An 18487-nucleotide genomic window follows, 5' to 3' on the forward strand; every position below is an offset into this window, starting at 1 on the left:
TGTTAGCGTAAAATCTTGCCGTGAAGATGGAACAAATCGGGCAAGCCTGTGCCGGATCAGGGGCCCAGTTGTTGCAACAATTGCAGCAAGGCCGGGTCATCGGGCAACCTGATCAAGGCTTCGCGTAAGGCGATACGTGCGGCTTCCGGGCCGCTGTTGATCTGAGCCAGCTGTACCACCATGGGCCACGCTTCGGCGCGTTGAGGGTCCAGCGCGACAACCTCGCGAAAGGCGCGTTCTGCAGCCGGGGCGTTGCGCAGCGTCAACGCCATGCCCCCCAGAACCAGATGCGTTTCAGGGGCATCCAGCCTGTTCGAGATCGCCGCCTGCCACTCGGCCATACCCTGCCCGGCCAGACCCTGTTGCTGAGGCGTCAGAGCTTGAGGAGGGATACTCAGATACTCCTTGGCGGCGGCAATGCGAACGTTGCGAAAAGGATCAGACAAAAGTGGCTCTAACCTTTGCGCACGATCCGTAGGGCTCGCCTGACGCTGCAAGGCTGCTGCATTTGCGCGTATCAGCGGATCGTCTTCCTGCAACAGTGGCGCTGTGCGCGCGGCAACTTCGGGCGAGCCAAAAGGTTGCAGCAAATACGCCGCTGTTGCGCGCACGATAGCGGGTTGCGAGGGATCCGTTGCGACAGAAATCAAACCCTCTGGCGTATTCAACTGACCATCGGCAGCAGCTTTGAATACCGTACCAAAATGTGCGCCCCGATTGGCTGTGTCAGGAAACCACCCTTTGATCCGGCTGGCAGCCCAGACCTGATCCTTATTCTGGTGGCAATCAGTGCAGGCATCAGCCCCTAATCCCAAATCCGGTCGCGGCACGCGAAAGCTGTGATCCCGGCGACCGTCCACTCCCATATAAGTGCGTTCGATCATGTGGCAGCTTTTGCACTGGGCACCCGCGCTATCCATAACGTGATGATGGTGACTGGGGGTATCGTATTCCTGTTTCGCTAGCGTCGGGAATTCAGGGTTTGCGGCCGTGGAATGACATTGCGTGCAAATACCGTTGCCTTCGGCCTTCAACTGCGCGCTGTGTGGCTCGTGGCAGTTCATACACCCGACCCCTCGGGCATACATTTTGGATTGCAGGAATGAGCCGTAAACGTAGACCTCATCAAGTATTTGCCCGTCCGGATGATACGAACCGGGCCGCAACACAGCCAGGTTATAGGCATCATGATACGGGGTTCCCGGCAAAGGATTTCCGTTGCCGTGCGCCTCGCGCCGCGAATGACATCCGGCGCATTGCTGGATCTCGGCCTCGGTCTGGCCCTTGCCCCAGCTCATCGAAAAGCCTCTATCACTCAGACCCCCGGCAACGCCCTGCCCTTTGGTCCAATCGATATGTGCCGACCCCGGTCCATGGCAAGCTTCGCAGCCAACTCCAATCTCAGCCTGTCGCGAAGAGTATGTTCTGGATTGCGCGTCGTAGTTCTTTTCAAACCCTGTGGCGTGACATTCGGCGCAGCGCGCGTTCCAGTTCTTGTAAGGGCCCGTCCAGTGCAGCCCGTCTTCTGGCGGCAGATCCTGATCGGGGTATAAGTGATACCAGCGCTTCTGCTCGGTATCCCAGACCACATCAAAACTTTGCAACCGCCCCGGTTCGGTTTCAAACAGAAATTGTTGCAGAGGCGTAATCCCAACGACGGAATGCACATCATATGCCGTCGTCGCACCGTCTTTTTCAGTTACACGAGCTGTGAACCTGTCTGCCTGTTTAGTAAATTCAACCGTCATCCCGTTCTGCACGAACCGGGTTCCATCGAAATCGGCGACCAGATGGCCGTCGCCAACTTCCGTCCAGGCCAAGGCATGATGAGACGAAGCCCATGCCTCGGCCTCGCGTTGATGGCAGTCCGAACATTGATCCGACCCGACATATTCCAGTGACTGCGCCTGCCCTTCACTTGCGAGGGTTAAGCAAGCCGCCAGAATGGCAAATCTCATGCCATATCTCCTTCAGCGGCGTTCCGAAGGTCGATTAATGCGCCGTTGTATTCAGCGCCAAGGATCAGCATCGCAGAACACAGATACAGGAAGATCAGCGCAGCCATTGCCCCGGCCAAACCCGCATATGTGGCACTGTAGGTGGCGAACTGGCTGATATAGACTGAAAATGCCCATCCGCCAGCTGCCCACAAAACCAATGTCAGTATGACGCCGGGCAGGATCTGGGTCAGGCTGTGCCTGCGGGTTGGCAGGATTAGATGAGCCAGCAGGACGGTGCCTGCCGGAACGGCCACGGTAAACGTCCACCGCAGGCGATCTACGGACAGCCAGTCCGCTACCGGAGCTTCGGTATGCTCTGCCACCAGTTTCGTGTAGACCGGCAAGACCACCTCGACCGTTGCAATAACAAGGATTGCCGAACCGCCAAGGATAACCAGAACCAGACACAAAAGCCGGGTCTTCCAAAAAGGCCAACTGTCCTGATCGTGATAGGCCTGATTCATCGCAGCGCGAACTGCGGCAACCCCGTTGGAGGCAAAGTAGATCGCAAGTAAGCCACCCAGCGTAATCACACCCGACCCTGCCCCGGCCAGAACGGCACGCAATTCGGCCACGATAGGGTCCGCAACATCCTTGGGCCATGCCCCGAACAGCAGATCAATCAACTCATCAGTGACATAGTCCTGCGACAATGCCCCGGCCAGCGCCACGGTGAACAACACAAAGGGAAACAGGGCCATCATCAGCGACATGGCGACGTGGCTGCTCATGACAGGTCCGTTTTTCCTGACGAACCGGCGAAGTGCCAGCCACAGTGCCTGAAGCGGGCGGCCAAACGGGGGAATCGTGGGCTTTGTCATCCTGCAACCCTAACCTGCCGAAATAAAACACAGAACCCGTCATCGGTATCAAAGTGACAAATGCCGATCTGCAAACGGCTGACTGCATTGCTAAAAACGGATTGCAGGTGCAGGATTGGAAAAAGCGGGGCGATCACCAGCCTGCGTAAGAACAGATAAACAGGATACTGAATGATCCCGGATCAGGAAGATTTCACGGCTCGCCCCAGGCTAAAACTGTCTGTTGTCCGCGACACCTGCATTATCGCGACGCTGATAGTGTTGGGGCTTTATGCGGGGGCGAACTTCCTGATCCCTCTTGCCATGGCGCTGCTGGTCAACGTTCTGATCATTGCGCTGAGCGACCGCGTTACCGCGCTGACCCGTGCTCCGGTCTGGTTGGCCAATATCGCCGGAGTGACCGTGGTTCTGGTGGGATTGTTCATGATCATGTACGTGCTGGGCAGTCAGGCAACGCAGTTTGCTCGGTCCGTCAGCACCTACGAAAACCAGTTCGACGGGGCGGTTGAGCGCATAACCGGTCTTGTCGGCAACGATGTCACCACTTTCATCCGCGACAATCTGGTCAGCATCGACATGACCTATGTCGCACGCCTGTTGCTGGGCAGCGCTACGTCCCTGCTAAACCAGTTCTTTCTGATCAGCCTCTATGTCGCGTTCCTGATGGCCGAGCGTCTGGCCTTTCGCAAGAAAATTCAACTTGCGGCTGGTGACCCCCAAACCGGCGCAGATTTTGCGACCATGCTTGATGCCATATCGATCAGCCTGCAACGATATGTTGGGGTAAAGACGCTGATCAGCCTGATCACAGCGGGCATCAGCTATTTTGTATTCAGGGTTCTTGGCTTGGAATATGCGGAAACCTGGGCCGTTTTGACCTTTGCTCTGAACTTCATACCCTCGATCGGGTCGATCATAGCGGTGTTTTTCCCAGCCATGATCGCGCTTGTTCAGTTTGATACGATCGTTCCGTTTTTGATTATCTTATTTGGGTGCGGCACCCTTCAATTCCTGATCGGTAACTTCCTTGATCCGGCCATGCTGGGACGTTCGCTGAACATGTCGACATTCCTAGTTATTCTGGCATTGACCTTTTGGACAACTGTCTGGGGCCTGATCGGTGCTTTCCTGAGCGTGCCACTGACGGTCTGCATCCTGATCGTGTTCAGCCACATCCCTGCTTTACGCCCGGTCGCAATCATGATGTCTCTGGACGGCCAATTGGGCGAAGAGGACGGTCAGGCGCGTGCGAAAAACTGAACCAAGACGCAGCGTTGATTTAAGCTCGTCGGGCACCGTACACCGCGGCCAGCCTGTCCGCGAATATTGGACCGCATAGCGGTGTCGCGACCCGAAACCTCAGGTCTGACAACTGGCTATCAATGCGCCCCGATCCAGCAGTCGAACCCGGCCATACCCCAGTTCGATTAACCCCAAATCCACAAGCCGGTGAAGGTTCCTGTGCAAAGTCGGCTGCGATACAGCAATCATCGCCGCCAGATCGTCTTGCGAAACATCAATCCAGCCTTCGGTTTTTGAGGTCCCTTCGTCCAAGTGAAGCAACCTCAGGACCAGCCGCTTTTCCGTTCCCGTCACGGCCAGATTTGCCATGATGCGCAATGCGGTCCGCATATTCTCATGCGTTAACGCATAGAAATCCCGGATGTAGTCAGGATTGTTCTGAATCAACCGCGAGATGCTCAGGTTAGGGAAAAACAAGGCTTGAGTGGCTTGCGTCGTGACAACACTGACCAGACGCAGAGCACCTGCAAACAACGCAAGATCGCCGATCCAGAACCCAGCGCCATCGCGGTGCAAAACGAACTCCTGACCGTCATCCGCAGGGGCCGTTATCTGCACACCACCGCTGAGGATCGCGTAGATTCCATTTGCCGTATCACCGTAGTGGTACAGTGTCTCACCCGCCTCAACCAATTTCAGTATGCCAAGAGCTGCCAAATCGGCTTGAAACTCTGACGAGCGGTCACTGAACCATCCGGTGTTTCGTAATAGCTTCAGATTATTCATTTTGTCTCACATTTGTACTTTGAGATATAATCATATGATGAGTTTCCAACGCAAGAACTGACCTATGCTGAAAACGTTCGATTCCCAGGATCTGATATTTTCGACATGGGAATCAACACATTGCTGCCGTGTTGTTCATGCGTTTGAACGCCGGAGATTTAATTTTCCAAGGGTCACTAAGATCCTCTCAAATCAGGAGCAAACCATGTTACCTCCATGTTCGCTATCCGGCACCTGGCGCAGTAACTTGCGCCGACTTGCCGTGGTAACCGCCACATTGACACTGGCCATACCCGCCTGGGCGCAGGACCAGAAACCGAATATCCTTGTGATCTGGGGCGACGATGTCGGCCAGTCCAACATCTCGGCCTACACGCGGGGTCTGATGGGGTATCAGACACCCAATATCGACCGTATTGCCGAAGAAGGCATGATGTTCACGGATTACTACGGTGAACAGTCGTGCACGGCCGGGCGATCATCTTTCATCATGGGGCAATCCGTTTTCCGTACGGGCCTGTCCAAAGTTGGCCTGCCCGGCGCTGAGGAAGGCATGCAGATCGAAGACCCGACCATTGCAGGCCTTCTGAAAGCAGAAGGCTATGCCACAGGTCAGTTCGGAAAAAACCACCTGGGTGACCGGGATGAACATCTTCCAACAAACCACGGTTTTGACGAGTTTTTTGGCAATCTCTACCATCTCAACGCTGAGGAGGAGCCGGAAAACATTGACTATCCCAATGATGCTAATCTGCCCGATGGCAGAACCTTCCGACAAGCTTTCGGACCGCGTGGCGTGATCAAGTCGACAGCAGGTGGTGAGATCGAGGATACCGGCCCGCTGACCAAGAAGCGTATGGAAACAGTCGACGATGAAACCGCAGCGGCAGCGATTGAATTCATCCGCAAACAAGAGGAAAGCGGCACACCGTGGTTCGTCTGGTGGTCAGGCACCCGGATGCATTTCCGCACGCATGTTTCCGAAGAGAAATGGGCAAAAGCCAATGAAATCGTGGGCAAGCAGGTGGATGAGTATACGGCTGGCATGATCGAACACGACATGCATATCGGTGACTTCCTTACTGCGCTGGACGAGCTGGGCATCGCCGATAAAACCATCGTGTTTTATTCGACCGACAATGGTCCGCACATGAATACGTGGCCAGATGCCGCGATGACACCGTTCTGGGGTGAGAAAAACACCCAATGGGAAGGCGCATGGCGCGTACCCGCCATGGTTCGGTGGCCCGGCAAGATTGCCGAAGGCGCTGTGTCGAACGAGATCGTGCACCATATGGATTGGTTGCCAACATTCCTGGCGGCGGCTGGCAACGAAACCGTGAAAGAAGATCTTCTGGAAGGCGTCACCGTGGCCGAAGTTGGCGGCGGGCGTGACTACCGCGTGCATCTGGATGGCTACAACATCCTGCCGTTGCTGACCGGCGAAACAAATGAGAGCCCGCGCAGGGAAATCTTCTATTTCACCGACGATGGTGACCTTGCGGCACTGCGCTTCGGTGATTGGAAGATCACCTTCCTTGAACAAAAGGCATGGGCAACCTTGCGCGCCTGGATGGAGCCTCTGACCCCTCTGCGTGTGCCATTGATCGCCAACTTGCGACGCGACCCATACGAGCGTGGCTATCGCACATCGAACACCTACTATGACTGGATGCTCGACCGTGCCTACATGCTGGTACCTGCGCAAGCCTATGTCGCGCAGTTCCTTGAAACCTTCAAGGAGTACCCTCCCCGGCAAGAAGCCGCGAGCTTCAGCCTCGACAAGGTGATGGAGAAGTTGACGTCACCCCCGGGCGCACCGTGATGCTGGCCGTTTGATCCAAGACACGACAAAGCCAGAGTCCCGATACCGGGGCCCCGGCGCTTCTCATTGGCAGTTGAAAATTGAGGAATAATCCGTGCGTCTGTTTTTGATATTGTGCAGTGTGCTAGGAGCGACGGTCGCCATCGCTGACCCCTTGCCGTCATGGAACAATTTAGAATCAAAAGCGAAAATCGTTTCGTTTGTTGACGAGGTAACCGACCCTGCCTCAGCTCATTACGTGACGCCTGATGATCGGATCGCCGTATTCGACAATGACGGAACGCTTTGGGCCGAACAGCCGGTGTATTTTCAGTTCCTTTTCGCCATGGATCGTCTGGCCGATCTGGCCAAGCGGGACCCGTCGATCCTGACAACTCCTGCTCTGGAAGCTGCTGCAAAGGGTGATCTAGCGACCGTTCTTGAAGGCGGGCATGAGGCGCTGATCGAAGTTGTCAACGCATCGCATTCTGGCACCAGCGTCGAAGAATTTCAGGCAGCTGTTGCGCAGTGGCTGGAAACCGAACGCCACCCCAACACCGGCCTTCGTTATGACCAGATGACCTATCAGCCGATGGTCGAGTTGCTGCGTTATCTACGTGACGAAGGTTTCAAGACCTACATCGTATCCGGCGGTGGCATTCATTTCATGCGCGTCTTTGCCGAGGATGCATATGGTATCCCGCCGGAACAGATATTGGGGAGCTATGCAGACAGCACCTATAAGGTGATCGACGGCAACCCGACGATCATCAAGGCACCGGGGCTAGCCTTCATCGATGACAAGGAAGGCAAGCCGATCAATATCGAACGCACGATTGGCAGACGCCCGATTCTGGCCGCAGGCAACTCGGACGGAGATTTCGCTATGCTGGATTGGACAACGTCGGGTGATGGCCCGCGTTTGGGAATTCTGATCCACCACACGGACGCCGAACGCGAATGGGCCTATGACCGCGAAAGCCCAATAGGAAAGCTGGCAGACGGGCTGGATCAGGGTTCTGACAAGGGATGGATCATTGTCGATATGGCGCAAGACTGGTCACGCATCTACACTGGGGCAAACTGAACGGCCCGAAAGATGTAAGACCCCATGTGGACAGCGCTGGTATCTATCTTTGTATTCACGTTGTACGTGGCTGCATTTGTGTTTTCGATCCGAGCAGCACAAACCGCGCGAACACCGCAAGGTGCAGTTGGGTGGGTGGTCTTTCTGGTATCAGCACCTTTCCTGGCGGTGCCGTTGTATCTTTTTCTGGGACACCATCGCTTTCACGGATATCGCATCGCGCGCCAGAAAAGTGAGCGGGTTGTTGAAGGGATCAAAACCTTTGCCGATTACTCAAGGCCCGATCCCTCGTCTATGTCGATCAATCCGCGCCCATTCGAGTTTCTGGCGCATCTTCCTGTGTCCAGCGGAAACGGTGCCCGGCTGCTGGTTGACGGGCACGCCACATTCGACGCCATTTTCGACGCCATCGACAAGGCCAAGAACTATATCCTCATTCAGTTCTACATCATCAGAGACGACGCACTGGGCCGCAAACTGCAATCCAAGCTGATCGAGGCGACGAAACGTGGGGTTCACGTCCGTTTCATGACCGATGCAGTCGGCAGTTATGGTTTGCCGCGCGCGTATCTGGATACCATGCGTGAAGCCGGGATTGATGTCGCCGACCCTCGTCAACAACGCGGCCCGAATTTTCGGTTTCAGCTGAATTACCGAAACCACCGCAAAACCGTCATTATCGATGGCGAGACAGGCTTTATCGGTGGGCACAATGTAGGCGAGGAATATCTGGGCAAACACCCGCATTTCGGCCACTGGCGCGACACTCACATCATGATGTCCGGTCATGTCGTCCGGCAATTGCAGCTTATCTTCACCGAAGACTGGCATTGGGCACATAACGAAGACCTGATCGATGAACTTGACTGGGCGGGCAGTGAATCCGAACAGAACATGAATGCCCTGCTGGTTGCGACCGGGCCCGGAGACGAAACCGAAACTGGCGCCATGATGTTCTTTGCGGCAATCGCCGAGGCAAAAGAACGGTTGTGGATTGCGTCGCCTTACTTCGTACCCGACATCGATGTCATGACAGCCCTGCAACATGCCGCGATGCGCGGTGTGGATGTACGCATCCTTGTTCCTGACATGATCGACCATCGCCTGCCCTGGCTGGCCGCGTTTGCCTATTTCGATGAAATCCGCGACTGCGGCGTACGCGTGTTCCGCTATACCGGTGGGTTCATGCATCAAAAGGCGTTCGTTGTTGACGAGACGCTGGCCGCTGTTGGAACAACAAACCTCGACAACCGATCCTTCCGCCTCAACTTCGAAGCAATGGCGCTGTTCTTTGATGCCCGGGCTGCGCAGGCCGTCGACCAGATGCTACAAGAAGATTTCGAATCTAGCTACGAACTGACCCGCAGGTTGCGTCAACAACCGGCCCACATCCGCTTTGGTGCGCCGCTGGCGCGGTTGTTTGCACCGATCCTTTAGGAAAAGAACTTCTCCTGAAAAACGCGTGTCATCAGTGCGACCAGATACGCGGTCGACAATCCAAACGCCAACAGCCCGGTGACCGAGGCAAACGAGCCGAAGATGCGCAGCCCTTCACCCAAAACGATGTCGCCGTATCCGAGCGTCGTAAACGTCACCAAAGAGAAATAGATGGCCGAGTTCCAGTCCGGCAGCACATTCAGCAATACCCAGACGATAGCCCAGATCCAGACCTGAATGGTATGCGTCGCGATAATGAACCCCAGGGCAACAGAAATCGGCCCCGCCGTTGCCACAAACACCCCGCGTGTGACCCATTTTTTGTCCATCTTGATAATGAATATCGTGCACCAGGTCAGAAAGAGAATCTCGATCAGGATGCAAATACCCAGAAAGGTACTGCCCCAAACGATCTGATGCAGCAACGTCATGTATTCTCACCCTGAATTTCGACCATGGATTGCCCGGGCACAATGACCTTTAGAACCACAAGGCACAACCCCGCCGCCAGATGAAGTAGCCTGCGGCGAAAGGAACCGGAGTAAGGTCTGCACTGGACAGTTGGGAAGTCCGACGCACATCCTGTGCAAAAAGGGCGCTTCATGCTGTTGATCATCGACCGAGTTCAAAAGACTTATCCCGGCGGGCGGCCCGTTCTGCGCGATGTGTCTCTGACACTGGATCAGGGACAAACGCTTGCACTGACCGGTGAAAGCGGCAGCGGAAAAAGCACCTTGTTGAACCTGGCAGCCGCCCTGGACGATTTCGACGGGGGCGAGATCACGCTGGATGGCACGCCACTGTCCCCGTTGGACGATGCCGGGCGGGCCGGGTTGCGGCGCAGTAAGGTTTCGTTGGTGTTCCAGCAGTTCAACCTCATCCCATCGCTGACCGTGGGGCAAAACCTGTCCTTTCATGCCCGCCTTGCAGGTACCGAGGATGTCAATTGGTCCGGGCAACTGGCCGAACGGCTTGGGCTTTTGGATCTGCTGGACCGCTACCCTGAAAGCTTGTCGGGCGGACAGCAGCAGCGGGTGGCCATCGGACGCGCCATGGCAGCGCGCCCGAAACTGTTGCTGGCGGACGAGCCGACGGGCAATCTTGACGAAACCGCCAGCGCCAAAGTGCTGGACCTGATGCTGTCACTTGTGTCTGATACTGGCGCAGCTTTGCTGCTGGTGACGCATTCCCCGCAGATCGCGGCCCGTCTGGACACGCACCTACGCCTGAGCGGCGGGTGCATCCAATGACATTGGCCGTCGTCCAGGCCCTGCTGTCCCATTGGCGGGTGCACCGGTTGCAACTGGCAACACTGCTAATCGGTATCGCCTTGGCAACTGGTTTGTGGTCCGCTGTTCAGGCCATCAACGCCGAGGCCCGCGCCAGCTATTCCCGTGCCAACGCCCAGCTGGCACTTGGGCAGTTTGACGAGTTGCGCGATCCAGCCGGTTTCATCCCCATGTCCCGCTATGTCGATCTGCGTCGCGCGGGATGGCAGGTGGCCGCCGTACTGGAAGGCCCTTATCGGGTCGCTGGACGTACGTTGCGTTTGATGGGCGTGGATATGGTGGCCTATCGCGCCTTGCCCGCAATTACCGAGGCCCAGCAAAGCGGTGCGCCGCCCGGCCCGGCGGACATATTGACTGCTCCGGGCCGCCTGCTGGTTTCGACGGAGTTGGAGCCCTTGTTGCGCGATCAGGGCACTCTGCCCCCGGTTCTCAGTACCTCAGCGCTGCCGCCGGATGTGATCCTGACGGATATTGGCGTTGCCGAACGTCTTCTGAATCAGCCCGGTTCAGTCTCGCGGCTCATTATTCTGCCCGATCAACCCCGCAGGCTTCAGACCCTGACCACGATCGCGCCAGAGCTGGAACGCATCAGCCCGTCACAAAAGATCGACACTGCTCGACTGACCGACAGTTTCCACCTGAACCTGTCAGCCTTTGGATTGCTGTCCTTCGCGGTCGGCCTTTTTATCGTGAACGGCACAGTCGGGCTGGCATTTGCGCAACGCAGGGGCATTATCCGCACGCTGCGGGCACTGGGCGCCTCGATGCGATTACTGGTCTGGCTGATCCTTGCCGAGCTGACATTTCTGGCCTTGATCGGTGGGCTCGTCGGGTTGCTTTTGGGCTTCTTTCTGGCCGGAGCACTTCTGCCCGATGTCGCGGCCACGTTGCGTGGCCTTTACGGCGCACCGGTAACAGGGCAACTGACGCTGCAACCGGAATGGGTTCTGGCTGGGATTGCCATGGCAGTCTTTGGCACATTGCTGGCCAGCGGCCACGCATTGTGGCGCCTGTCGCGTATGCCCCTGCTGACAAGTCCGGGCGTTCAAGCGTGGCGGGGCGACCCCCGCGCGCGCAATCTTGCAGCGGCATTCGGATTGGTGATGATCCTGGGTGGCGGTTTGGCCTATGTCAGTTTCGGGGGGCTGATCGCCGGGTTTGCCCTGTTGGCTGGCTTGCTGACCGGTGCAGCGCTGGTGCTGCCTGCGCTTTTGTCAGTAATGCTTTCATTCTGCGCCAGCACAGCGCGGGGGCCTGTTGCCCAATGGATCTGGGCGGATATGCGGGCACAACTGCCCGGATTGTCACTTGCCCTGATGGCCCTGTTGCTGGCTTTGGCAGCGAATGTCGGCGTAGGCACGATGGTGTCCAGCTTCCGGCTGACATTCGTCGGGTGGCTTGACCAGCGCCTGACGTCAGAACTCTACCTGACAGCCAGCGACGACGATCAGGGGCAGGAGATTACCGACTGGCTGCGCCCTCAGGTCGAAGCCATTCTGCCAATCCGAAATGTGGAATTGTCGCACGAAACGGGGCCTCTGTTTCTTTACGGTGTCGTGGATGATCCGGTCTATCGGCAGAACTGGCCAGTGATCACCTCAACGCCGAATGCATGGGATGACGTCATGGCCGGGCGTGCGGTTCTGATCAACGAGCAACTGGCCCGGCGTGCCGATCTCTGGCCCGGCGGTGCTTTGGCCTTATCGCCGGACCACATCCTGACCATCGCCGGGGTCTATTCGGATTATGGGAATCCTACCGGGCAAGCCATCGTCTCGATGGACCAACTGAACCGGATCGCTCCGGGTACGGAGGCCCGCCGCTTTGGCATTCGTCTAAACCCCGAAAACGCAACCGAAATGGCGCAAACCTTAAGGGAACGGTTCAACCTTCCACGTCAGTCTGTCGTACAGCAAGCTGCAATGAAGGCGCAGTCGTTGTCGATATTTGAGAAGACTTTTGTCGTGACCTCGGCCTTGAATGTGCTGACCCTCGGCGTGGCGGGATTTGCCATTCTCACCAGTCTGCTGACCCTGTGGACCCAGCGCCTGCCACAGATCGCACCGGTCTGGGCGCTGGGGCTGAACAGGGCGCAACTTGCAGGGCTGGAACTGTTGCGCAGCCTATTGCTGGCGGCATTGACCGCCTGTCTGGCGTTGCCACTTGGGCTTGTTCTGGCATGGGTTCTGCTGACGGTGATCAACGTTCAGGCTTTTGGTTGGCGCCTGCCGATGTTCGTCTTCCCCTGGGATTGGCTGTGGCTGTTTCTACTGACCCTTCTTGCTGCCCTGCTTGCCGCCGCCCTGCCCGCGCTACGGATGCTGCGCCTGCCACCCGCCGATCTGCTGAGAGTGTTCGCCAATGAACGTTAGGATCCTCCTGTTCCTTCTTATGTGGCTCTACCCGATACCGCTTTGGGCGCAGGGCTACGCAGGTCTCGGCGGGTCGGCCGAAGGCTTTGACGTGCCAGTAGCCGGGTATGAGTTTGATTTCCCAAGGGACCACGGCCCCCACCCGGCCTACCGCATCGAATGGTGGTATCTGACGGCCAATCTCCAAGGGGACGACGGCCTGGACTATGGCATTCAATGGACTCTGTTCCGATCTGCCCTGAAGCCCTATGACAGCGACGGGTGGCAAAGCCCGCAACTTTGGATGGGTCATGCTGCCGTGACGACCCCCAAGGCTCATCTTTTTACCGAGCGATTGTCACGCGGGGGGATTGGGCAGGCCGGTGTGACAGTACAACCGTTTGAGGCCTGGATTGATGAATGGCGCATGGCCGGATCGGATTTGGACAGCCTGTCACTGACGGCAAATGGTGAAGACTTCGGCTATGACCTTTCGCTGACTGCGCAAGGGCCATTGGTTCTTCACGGCGACGCGGGCTATTCGGTCAAATCTTCTGATGGGCAGGCAAGTTACTATTACTCGCAGCCCTTCTATACAGTCGAAGGCGTGCTGCATTTGCCGGATAGCGAAGTCCGTGTAACCGGTCAGGGCTGGCTGGATCGGGAATGGTCCTCACAACCCTTGGCGGCAGATCAGAGGGGTTGGGATTGGTTCTCGCTCAGCTTTGAGGGCGGCGATAAGCTGATGGCTTTTCGCCTGCGCGGGGACCGAGGCGACTTCACTTCGGCCACCTGGATCAATTCAGACGGCAGTACTGAGGCCATCCCCAACGGCTCAATCAGCCTTTTGCCGCTGAGTACCAACGAGGTTGCCGGGCGTGACATCCCGACACACTGGCAAGTCGATCTTGTGGACCGGGGCATAGAAATTCAGGTCTCCGCCCTGACACCTGATGCGTGGATGGGTACCAGTTTCGAATACTGGGAAGGCCCTGTCACCGTAACCGGCAGCCATGAAGGCGTTGGCTATCTTGAGATGACAGGCTACTGAACCAACCCGATATTTGTTCACGACCAGCGACGCGATCTTTTGCGCGCTGGAAAATCAGTCAGCGAACGACATACACCGAGACGTTGGAATGCCGCACCACTCGCGCGGCATTCGGGCCAAGCAGGTAGTCCTTAAAATCCGGCTTATGCGCGCCGATCACAATCAGATCGGAACCGGCGCTTTCGGCGGTTTTCAGAATCTCCTGATAGGCTGTGCCTGTCGCAACGACATGGCGGATGCTTTCATTGCGCTCGGCCCCCAATGCCGAAATACACAGCGCCGTCAGTTTGGCCTGCGCCTCAGCCAACGCCTTGTCGTGAAAATCGGATTCAAAGAACCCGGACACCCAGCTTTCCCCGAAATCGGGCAACACAGTCACAACATCCAACTGTGCCCCTTCCAGATCCGCCAAAGCTGCGGCTTTCTTCAGGACCGGAGCATCAATCTCGCCATTGCTGATATCAATGGCACACAGAACAGAACGTGTCATGCGGGCACCCCTTGTCTGGCGGCACGGCCGCGTTGCAGGAACGCGATAAGTCCCAAGAGGATCATCGCTGGGATATAAACCAACTGCTTGGGCAGCTGGTCGGACGGTAAGCTGACCGAGGCCAGGCGTACGGGTTCATCGCCATAGTAGTCGAAGATGCCCAGATCGTCGGCCACTGGCGTGCCGAACAGCGGCTCGTCAAGCTTGATCAGTCCGTCCTCGGGGACCAGCAGCAAGCCCATCGCCTCGGCTCGCGCGGCCCCTCCTTCTTCGTCGCCCACAGTGACAACAACGGTTGTATCCACCATCTCGAGCGTATCGAAATCGGGGCCCGCGACGACCAGGCGTACATCTGTTCCCGGCCGTGTCTGACCAATGGTCTCTTCAAATGCAGCAGGTTCAACCGATTTGAACGGAGGCGAGATGCGATCCATGAAATAGTCCGGTCGGAACAGGGCAAATGCCACCAGAACGAGCGCGACACTTTCATAGATACGGCTGCGGGTCAGGAAATACCCCATCGTACCCGCCGTGAAGACCAGAATCGCTATGGTCGCGAAAACGGCCACCGTGATCCCTTCAAGCCATGTAACGTCGATCAAAAGAAGATCAGTGTTGAAGATGAACACAAAAGGCAGTGCCACGGTGCGCAGGCTGTAGAAGAACGCCGTGAAACCGGTTTTGATCGCATCACCGCCCGACACAGCAGCCGCCGCGAAGCTTGCAAGCCCAACAGGCGGTGTAACATCGGCCATAATCCCGAAGTAAAACACAAACAGGTGCACAGCGATCAACGGTACAATCAGCCCGCTTTGCGCGCCCAGTTCAACGACGACCCCGGCCATCAACGAGCTGACAACGATATAATTCGCCGTGGTCGGCAGACCCATGCCCAGAATCAGGCTGAGCAGCCCAACCATAACCAGCATAAGGATAAGATTGCCGCCTGAAAGGAACTCGACCAGGTCAGCCATTACTTGCCCAACACCCGTCAAAGTCACTGTGCCGACGATCACGCCCGCAGTGGCAGTTGCCAGCGCGATACCGATCATGTTCCGTGCACCATCAATCAACCCCTGCCACAGGTCAGCGACGCCATCGACAAAGGTGTTCTTGAGATTGCTCTGCCCCCGGAAAAGAGCCTTGAGCGGTTTCTGCGTCAGCAGGATTACGAACAGCAAAGCGGTCGCCCAGAACGCCGACAGTCCCGGCGATTTCTGTTCGATCATCAGGAAGTAAACCAGAACGATGATCGGCAGCAGGTAATGCAAACCTGCCTTATAAATATCAGCGATAACAGGAAGCGTGACCTCTTTTGCATTCGGGTCGTCCGGCTCAAGGTCCGGCACCTGAGCGGCCAGATAGAGCAATCCGACATAAACCGCGCAGACGATCAAGCTCAGCACCAGGCCTGCCGCAGACGGTACCCAGCTTGTTACAGCATCGACCGGGAATTGCGAGCCGTAACAAAGCCCTGCAAACACCAGAAAGAAAGCCAACATACCCACAACGGTTCGCGCCAGATGCACGTCACGGTCGCCCAAAGTCGGCATGTTTCGCTTCACAGCTTCCAAATGCACGATATAGACCAGCGCGATGTAAGAAATCGCCGCAGGGAGGAAGGCGTGGGTGATCACCTCGACATATGAGATGCCCACATATTCCACCATCAGGAAGGCAGCCGCGCCCATCACAGGTGGCATGATCTGACCGTTGACCGATGAGGCCACTTCGACCGATCCGGCCTGTTCACTGCTAAAGCCCACACGCTTCATCAGCGGAATGGTAAATGTTCCGGTCGTCACAACGTTGGCAATCGACGAGCCCGAGATCAGGCCGGTTGCAGCAGAACCAACAACGGCCGCCTTTGCCGGACCACCGCGCAGATGCCCGAGCGCACCAAAGGCCATCTTGATGAAATAGTTCCCTGCCCCGGCTTTATCGAGTAACGCGCCAAACAGCACGAACAGGAACACAAACTTCGTGGAAACGCCCAATGCGATGCCAAACACGCCTTCTGACGTGATCCACATGTGGCTCATCGCCTTTTTCAGGCTTGCACCCTTCCAGCGGATCACTTCCGGCACCCATTCAGATGCGCCAAAGAAGACATAGGCCAAAAAGATCGTCGCGATAATTGCCATGGCCGGGCCAAGCGCGCGTCGCGCGGCCTCGAACAGTAGCACCAAGCCAAGCAACGCGACCCATTTGTCCGTATCGTCGGCCAAACCGCCCGCATTTACGATCTTGTCATAGAAAAAATAGCCATACAGCGCGACGAACGCACCGACCAAGCCCATGATCCAATCCTGAACCGGAATATAGCCGCGCGGGCTGGACTTTAGTGCCGGATAAGCTGCAAAGGCCAGAAACAGAGCGAAGGCAAGATGGAATTGCCGCGCATTGTTTACCACACTGCCCGGCAACACGTAGTTTGCGAGCGGCGACGCCAGGATAACCTGAAAAATCGACCAGATCGCGGCTACAATCGCCAGGAAGACACCTACATTCCCGACCGGATTACGCCCGCCCGCGTCAGATGATGCGACCAGATCCTGAAGTTCTTCTTCGGAAAGCGGACGATTGGATTGAGTGTCGGAATTCATCAAATGTCTCCCCGTCGTGGCCATTTTTGACCTTCTAACTCACCTGCTTGGTACAGGCGTTGTGCAGGGCGCCCTAAAAAGCGCCCTGCTTCAGGTCTGGTTTACTGAATCCAGCCTTTTTCTTTGTAATACTTCTCGGCCCCCGGATGCAGCGGCGCCGACAGGCCGTCCGCGATCATTTCTTCGGGCTTGAGGTTGGCAAACGCCGGGTGCAGTTTTTTGAAGTCTTCAAAGTTTTCAAAGACCGAGCTGACCACCGCATATACCGCGTCGTCCGACACATCTGCCGAAGTCACAAAAGTCGCACCTACGCCAAACGTCTGGGTGTCGCCGTCAGAACCACGGTACATGCCACCGGGGATGGTTGCAGTACGGTAGAACGAATTGTCGTTGACCAGCTTGTCCACGGCTTCACCGCTGACATTCACCAGAACCGAGTCACAGGCTGTGGTGGCTTCCTGGATCGAACCCGACGGGTGACCAACGGTATAAACCATAGCATCGATCTGGTTGTCGCACAGGGCAGCCGATTGTTCAGCCGCTTTCAGCTCTGTCGCCAGTTCGAAATCATCGGTTGACCAGCCCATTTCGCCCAGAAGAACTTCCATGGTGCCGCGCTGACCGGAACCGGGGTTCCCGATGTTCACGCGCTTGCCTTTCAGGTCTTCAAAGTTTGTGATGCCTGCATCGGCGCGGGCCACAACGGTAAAGGGCTCGGGGTGGACCGAGAACACCGCACGCAGGTTTTCGAAAGGACCGGCCTCTTCAAATTTCGAGGTGCCGTTATACGCGTGATACTGCCAGTCGGACTGGGCAACACCGAATTCCAGCTCGCCTTCGCGAATTGTGTTGATGTTGTAGACCGAGCCACCGGTCGATTCGACCGAGCAGCGGACACCGTGTTCCTTCCGGCCCTTGTTTACCAGACGGCAGATCGCGCCACCTGTCGGATAGTAAACACCGGTCACGCCGCCGGTACCGATTGTAATGAACTCTTCGGCATACGCCGCCGGAGCCAACATGGCTGCGGTTACAAACGCGCCGAGGCTCAATTTGCTGCTGTTTCTCATTTCAATACTCCCACATTTTTTGTCTGGCAGTTGGAATTCAAATCGATCATCTGCCCATAAAACTGTGCCGATAACGATAATCGGCCCGCCTTACAGCAGGTGCAACCTGTTGAATTTTCCAGTTTCTCCCAACCCCTTTGAGGGTTCATTCAGATACTTTCAATGTCAAGGCCAGCGCCAGCCTGACTCGCATCAATCCGCATATATGAGCGCAAATTTCGAATTTTCCCCTCTGGCACACAGGAAAACCCGCCTGATCGGTCTTCTTTATCTTTGCGCCCATTTTTGTTCAGGTTTGTTCAACAGCGGATCGTATACGGCACCCTCATCCGGGATGAGGGTGATACCAGAGGCAGGAAAAGAACCAGACCAGAACGAAGAATTGAGAGTTAAGTGCCTAAGCACTCGAAAATCCCGAAAAGAAAAAACAGGAAGCAGGTTTCCCTAACCCCC

General features: G+C 56.6%; 14 protein-coding genes. 7 read left to right on the forward strand and 7 right to left on the reverse strand.

Features of this window, described 5'->3' with window-relative positions; translation table 11 throughout:
- Positions 1-56 precede the first annotated feature (56 nt).
- Entirely contained in the window at positions 57-1958 is a 1902-nt protein-coding gene (locus ACR0M3_RS02020; protein WP_480480829.1) for a multiheme c-type cytochrome, read from the reverse strand.
- The gene (locus ACR0M3_RS02025) at positions 1955-2821 is read right to left on the reverse strand and encodes a YihY/virulence factor BrkB family protein (RefSeq protein WP_480472895.1); all 867 of its coding nucleotides are present in this window, start codon (positions 2819-2821) and stop codon (positions 1955-1957) included. Before ACR0M3_RS02025 ends, ACR0M3_RS02020 begins: the two co-directional genes overlap by 4 nt.
- A 171-nt stretch (positions 2822-2992) precedes the next feature.
- On the opposite strand from ACR0M3_RS02025, the gene ACR0M3_RS02030 reads away from it, so the two are divergent.
- Positions 2993-4081, forward strand: coding sequence for an AI-2E family transporter (locus ACR0M3_RS02030; protein WP_480505094.1), 1089 nt, complete (start codon positions 2993-2995; stop codon positions 4079-4081).
- A 99-nt stretch (positions 4082-4180) separates the two neighbouring features.
- On the opposite strand, the gene ACR0M3_RS02035 is transcribed toward ACR0M3_RS02030, so the two are convergent.
- Positions 4181-4849 carry a Crp/Fnr family transcriptional regulator gene (locus ACR0M3_RS02035; protein WP_480564661.1) on the reverse strand — a complete coding sequence of 223 codons (669 nt, stop codon included), beginning with the start codon at positions 4847-4849 and terminating at the stop codon, positions 4181-4183.
- Positions 4850-5054: 205 nt separating this feature from the next.
- On the opposite strand from ACR0M3_RS02035, the gene ACR0M3_RS02040 reads away from it, so the two are divergent.
- The 3 genes from ACR0M3_RS02040 to cls all read left to right on the forward strand — a co-directional run bounded on the left by ACR0M3_RS02040 (position 5055) and on the right by cls (position 9177).
- On the forward strand, positions 5055-6674 hold the full coding sequence (locus ACR0M3_RS02040) for an arylsulfatase (protein WP_480772733.1): 1620 nt from the start codon (positions 5055-5057) through the stop codon (positions 6672-6674).
- 94 nt (positions 6675-6768) lie between these two features.
- The gene (locus tag ACR0M3_RS02045; protein WP_480480821.1) at positions 6769-7740 is read left to right on the forward strand and encodes an HAD family hydrolase; all 972 of its coding nucleotides are present in this window, start codon (positions 6769-6771) and stop codon (positions 7738-7740) included.
- Between the two features lie 24 nt (positions 7741-7764).
- The gene (gene cls, locus ACR0M3_RS02050; RefSeq protein ID WP_267366420.1) at positions 7765-9177 is read left to right on the forward strand and encodes a cardiolipin synthase; all 1413 of its coding nucleotides are present in this window, start codon (positions 7765-7767) and stop codon (positions 9175-9177) included.
- On the opposite strand, the gene ACR0M3_RS02055 is transcribed toward cls, so the two are convergent.
- The gene (locus ACR0M3_RS02055; protein WP_267366422.1) at positions 9174-9608 is read right to left on the reverse strand and encodes an ion channel; all 435 of its coding nucleotides are present in this window, start codon (positions 9606-9608) and stop codon (positions 9174-9176) included. The genes cls and ACR0M3_RS02055 overlap by 4 nt on opposite strands.
- 171 nt (positions 9609-9779) lie before the next feature.
- Between ACR0M3_RS02055 and ACR0M3_RS02060 the strand changes: the two genes are divergently transcribed.
- The 3 genes from ACR0M3_RS02060 to ACR0M3_RS02070 are packed head-to-tail and all read left to right on the forward strand — an operon-like array spanning position 9780 to position 13868.
- On the forward strand, positions 9780-10427 hold the full coding sequence (locus tag ACR0M3_RS02060; RefSeq protein WP_480485561.1) for an ABC transporter ATP-binding protein: 648 nt from the start codon (positions 9780-9782) through the stop codon (positions 10425-10427).
- The gene (locus ACR0M3_RS02065) at positions 10424-12838 is read left to right on the forward strand and encodes an FtsX-like permease family protein (protein WP_480772736.1); all 2415 of its coding nucleotides are present in this window, start codon (positions 10424-10426) and stop codon (positions 12836-12838) included. Before ACR0M3_RS02060 ends, ACR0M3_RS02065 begins: the two co-directional genes overlap by 4 nt.
- A complete protein-coding gene (locus ACR0M3_RS02070) occupies positions 12828-13868 on the forward strand; it encodes a lipocalin-like domain-containing protein (RefSeq protein WP_480909486.1) in 1041 nt (346 codons plus the stop codon). Before ACR0M3_RS02065 ends, ACR0M3_RS02070 begins: the two co-directional genes overlap by 11 nt.
- 58 nt (positions 13869-13926) lie before the next feature.
- Here ACR0M3_RS02070 and ACR0M3_RS02075 read toward each other — a convergent pair whose 3' ends face one another.
- From ACR0M3_RS02075 to ACR0M3_RS02085, 3 genes are all read right to left on the reverse strand, one after another.
- Complete coding sequence (locus ACR0M3_RS02075) at positions 13927-14358, reverse strand: universal stress protein (protein ID WP_480480811.1); 432 nt, start codon at positions 14356-14358, stop codon at positions 13927-13929.
- Positions 14355-16964: a TRAP transporter permease gene (locus ACR0M3_RS02080; protein WP_480909489.1), complete on the reverse strand. Its 2610-nt coding sequence runs from the start codon at positions 16962-16964 to the stop codon at positions 14355-14357. The genes ACR0M3_RS02075 and ACR0M3_RS02080 overlap by 4 nt, the downstream gene beginning before the upstream one ends.
- A 101-nt stretch (positions 16965-17065) precedes the next feature.
- Positions 17066-18034, reverse strand: coding sequence for a TAXI family TRAP transporter solute-binding subunit (locus tag ACR0M3_RS02085; protein ID WP_480545554.1), 969 nt, complete (start codon positions 18032-18034; stop codon positions 17066-17068).
- Positions 18035-18487: the final 453 nt, after the last annotated feature.

It is taken from the genome of Ruegeria sp. O5 (genome assembly GCF_056535105.1).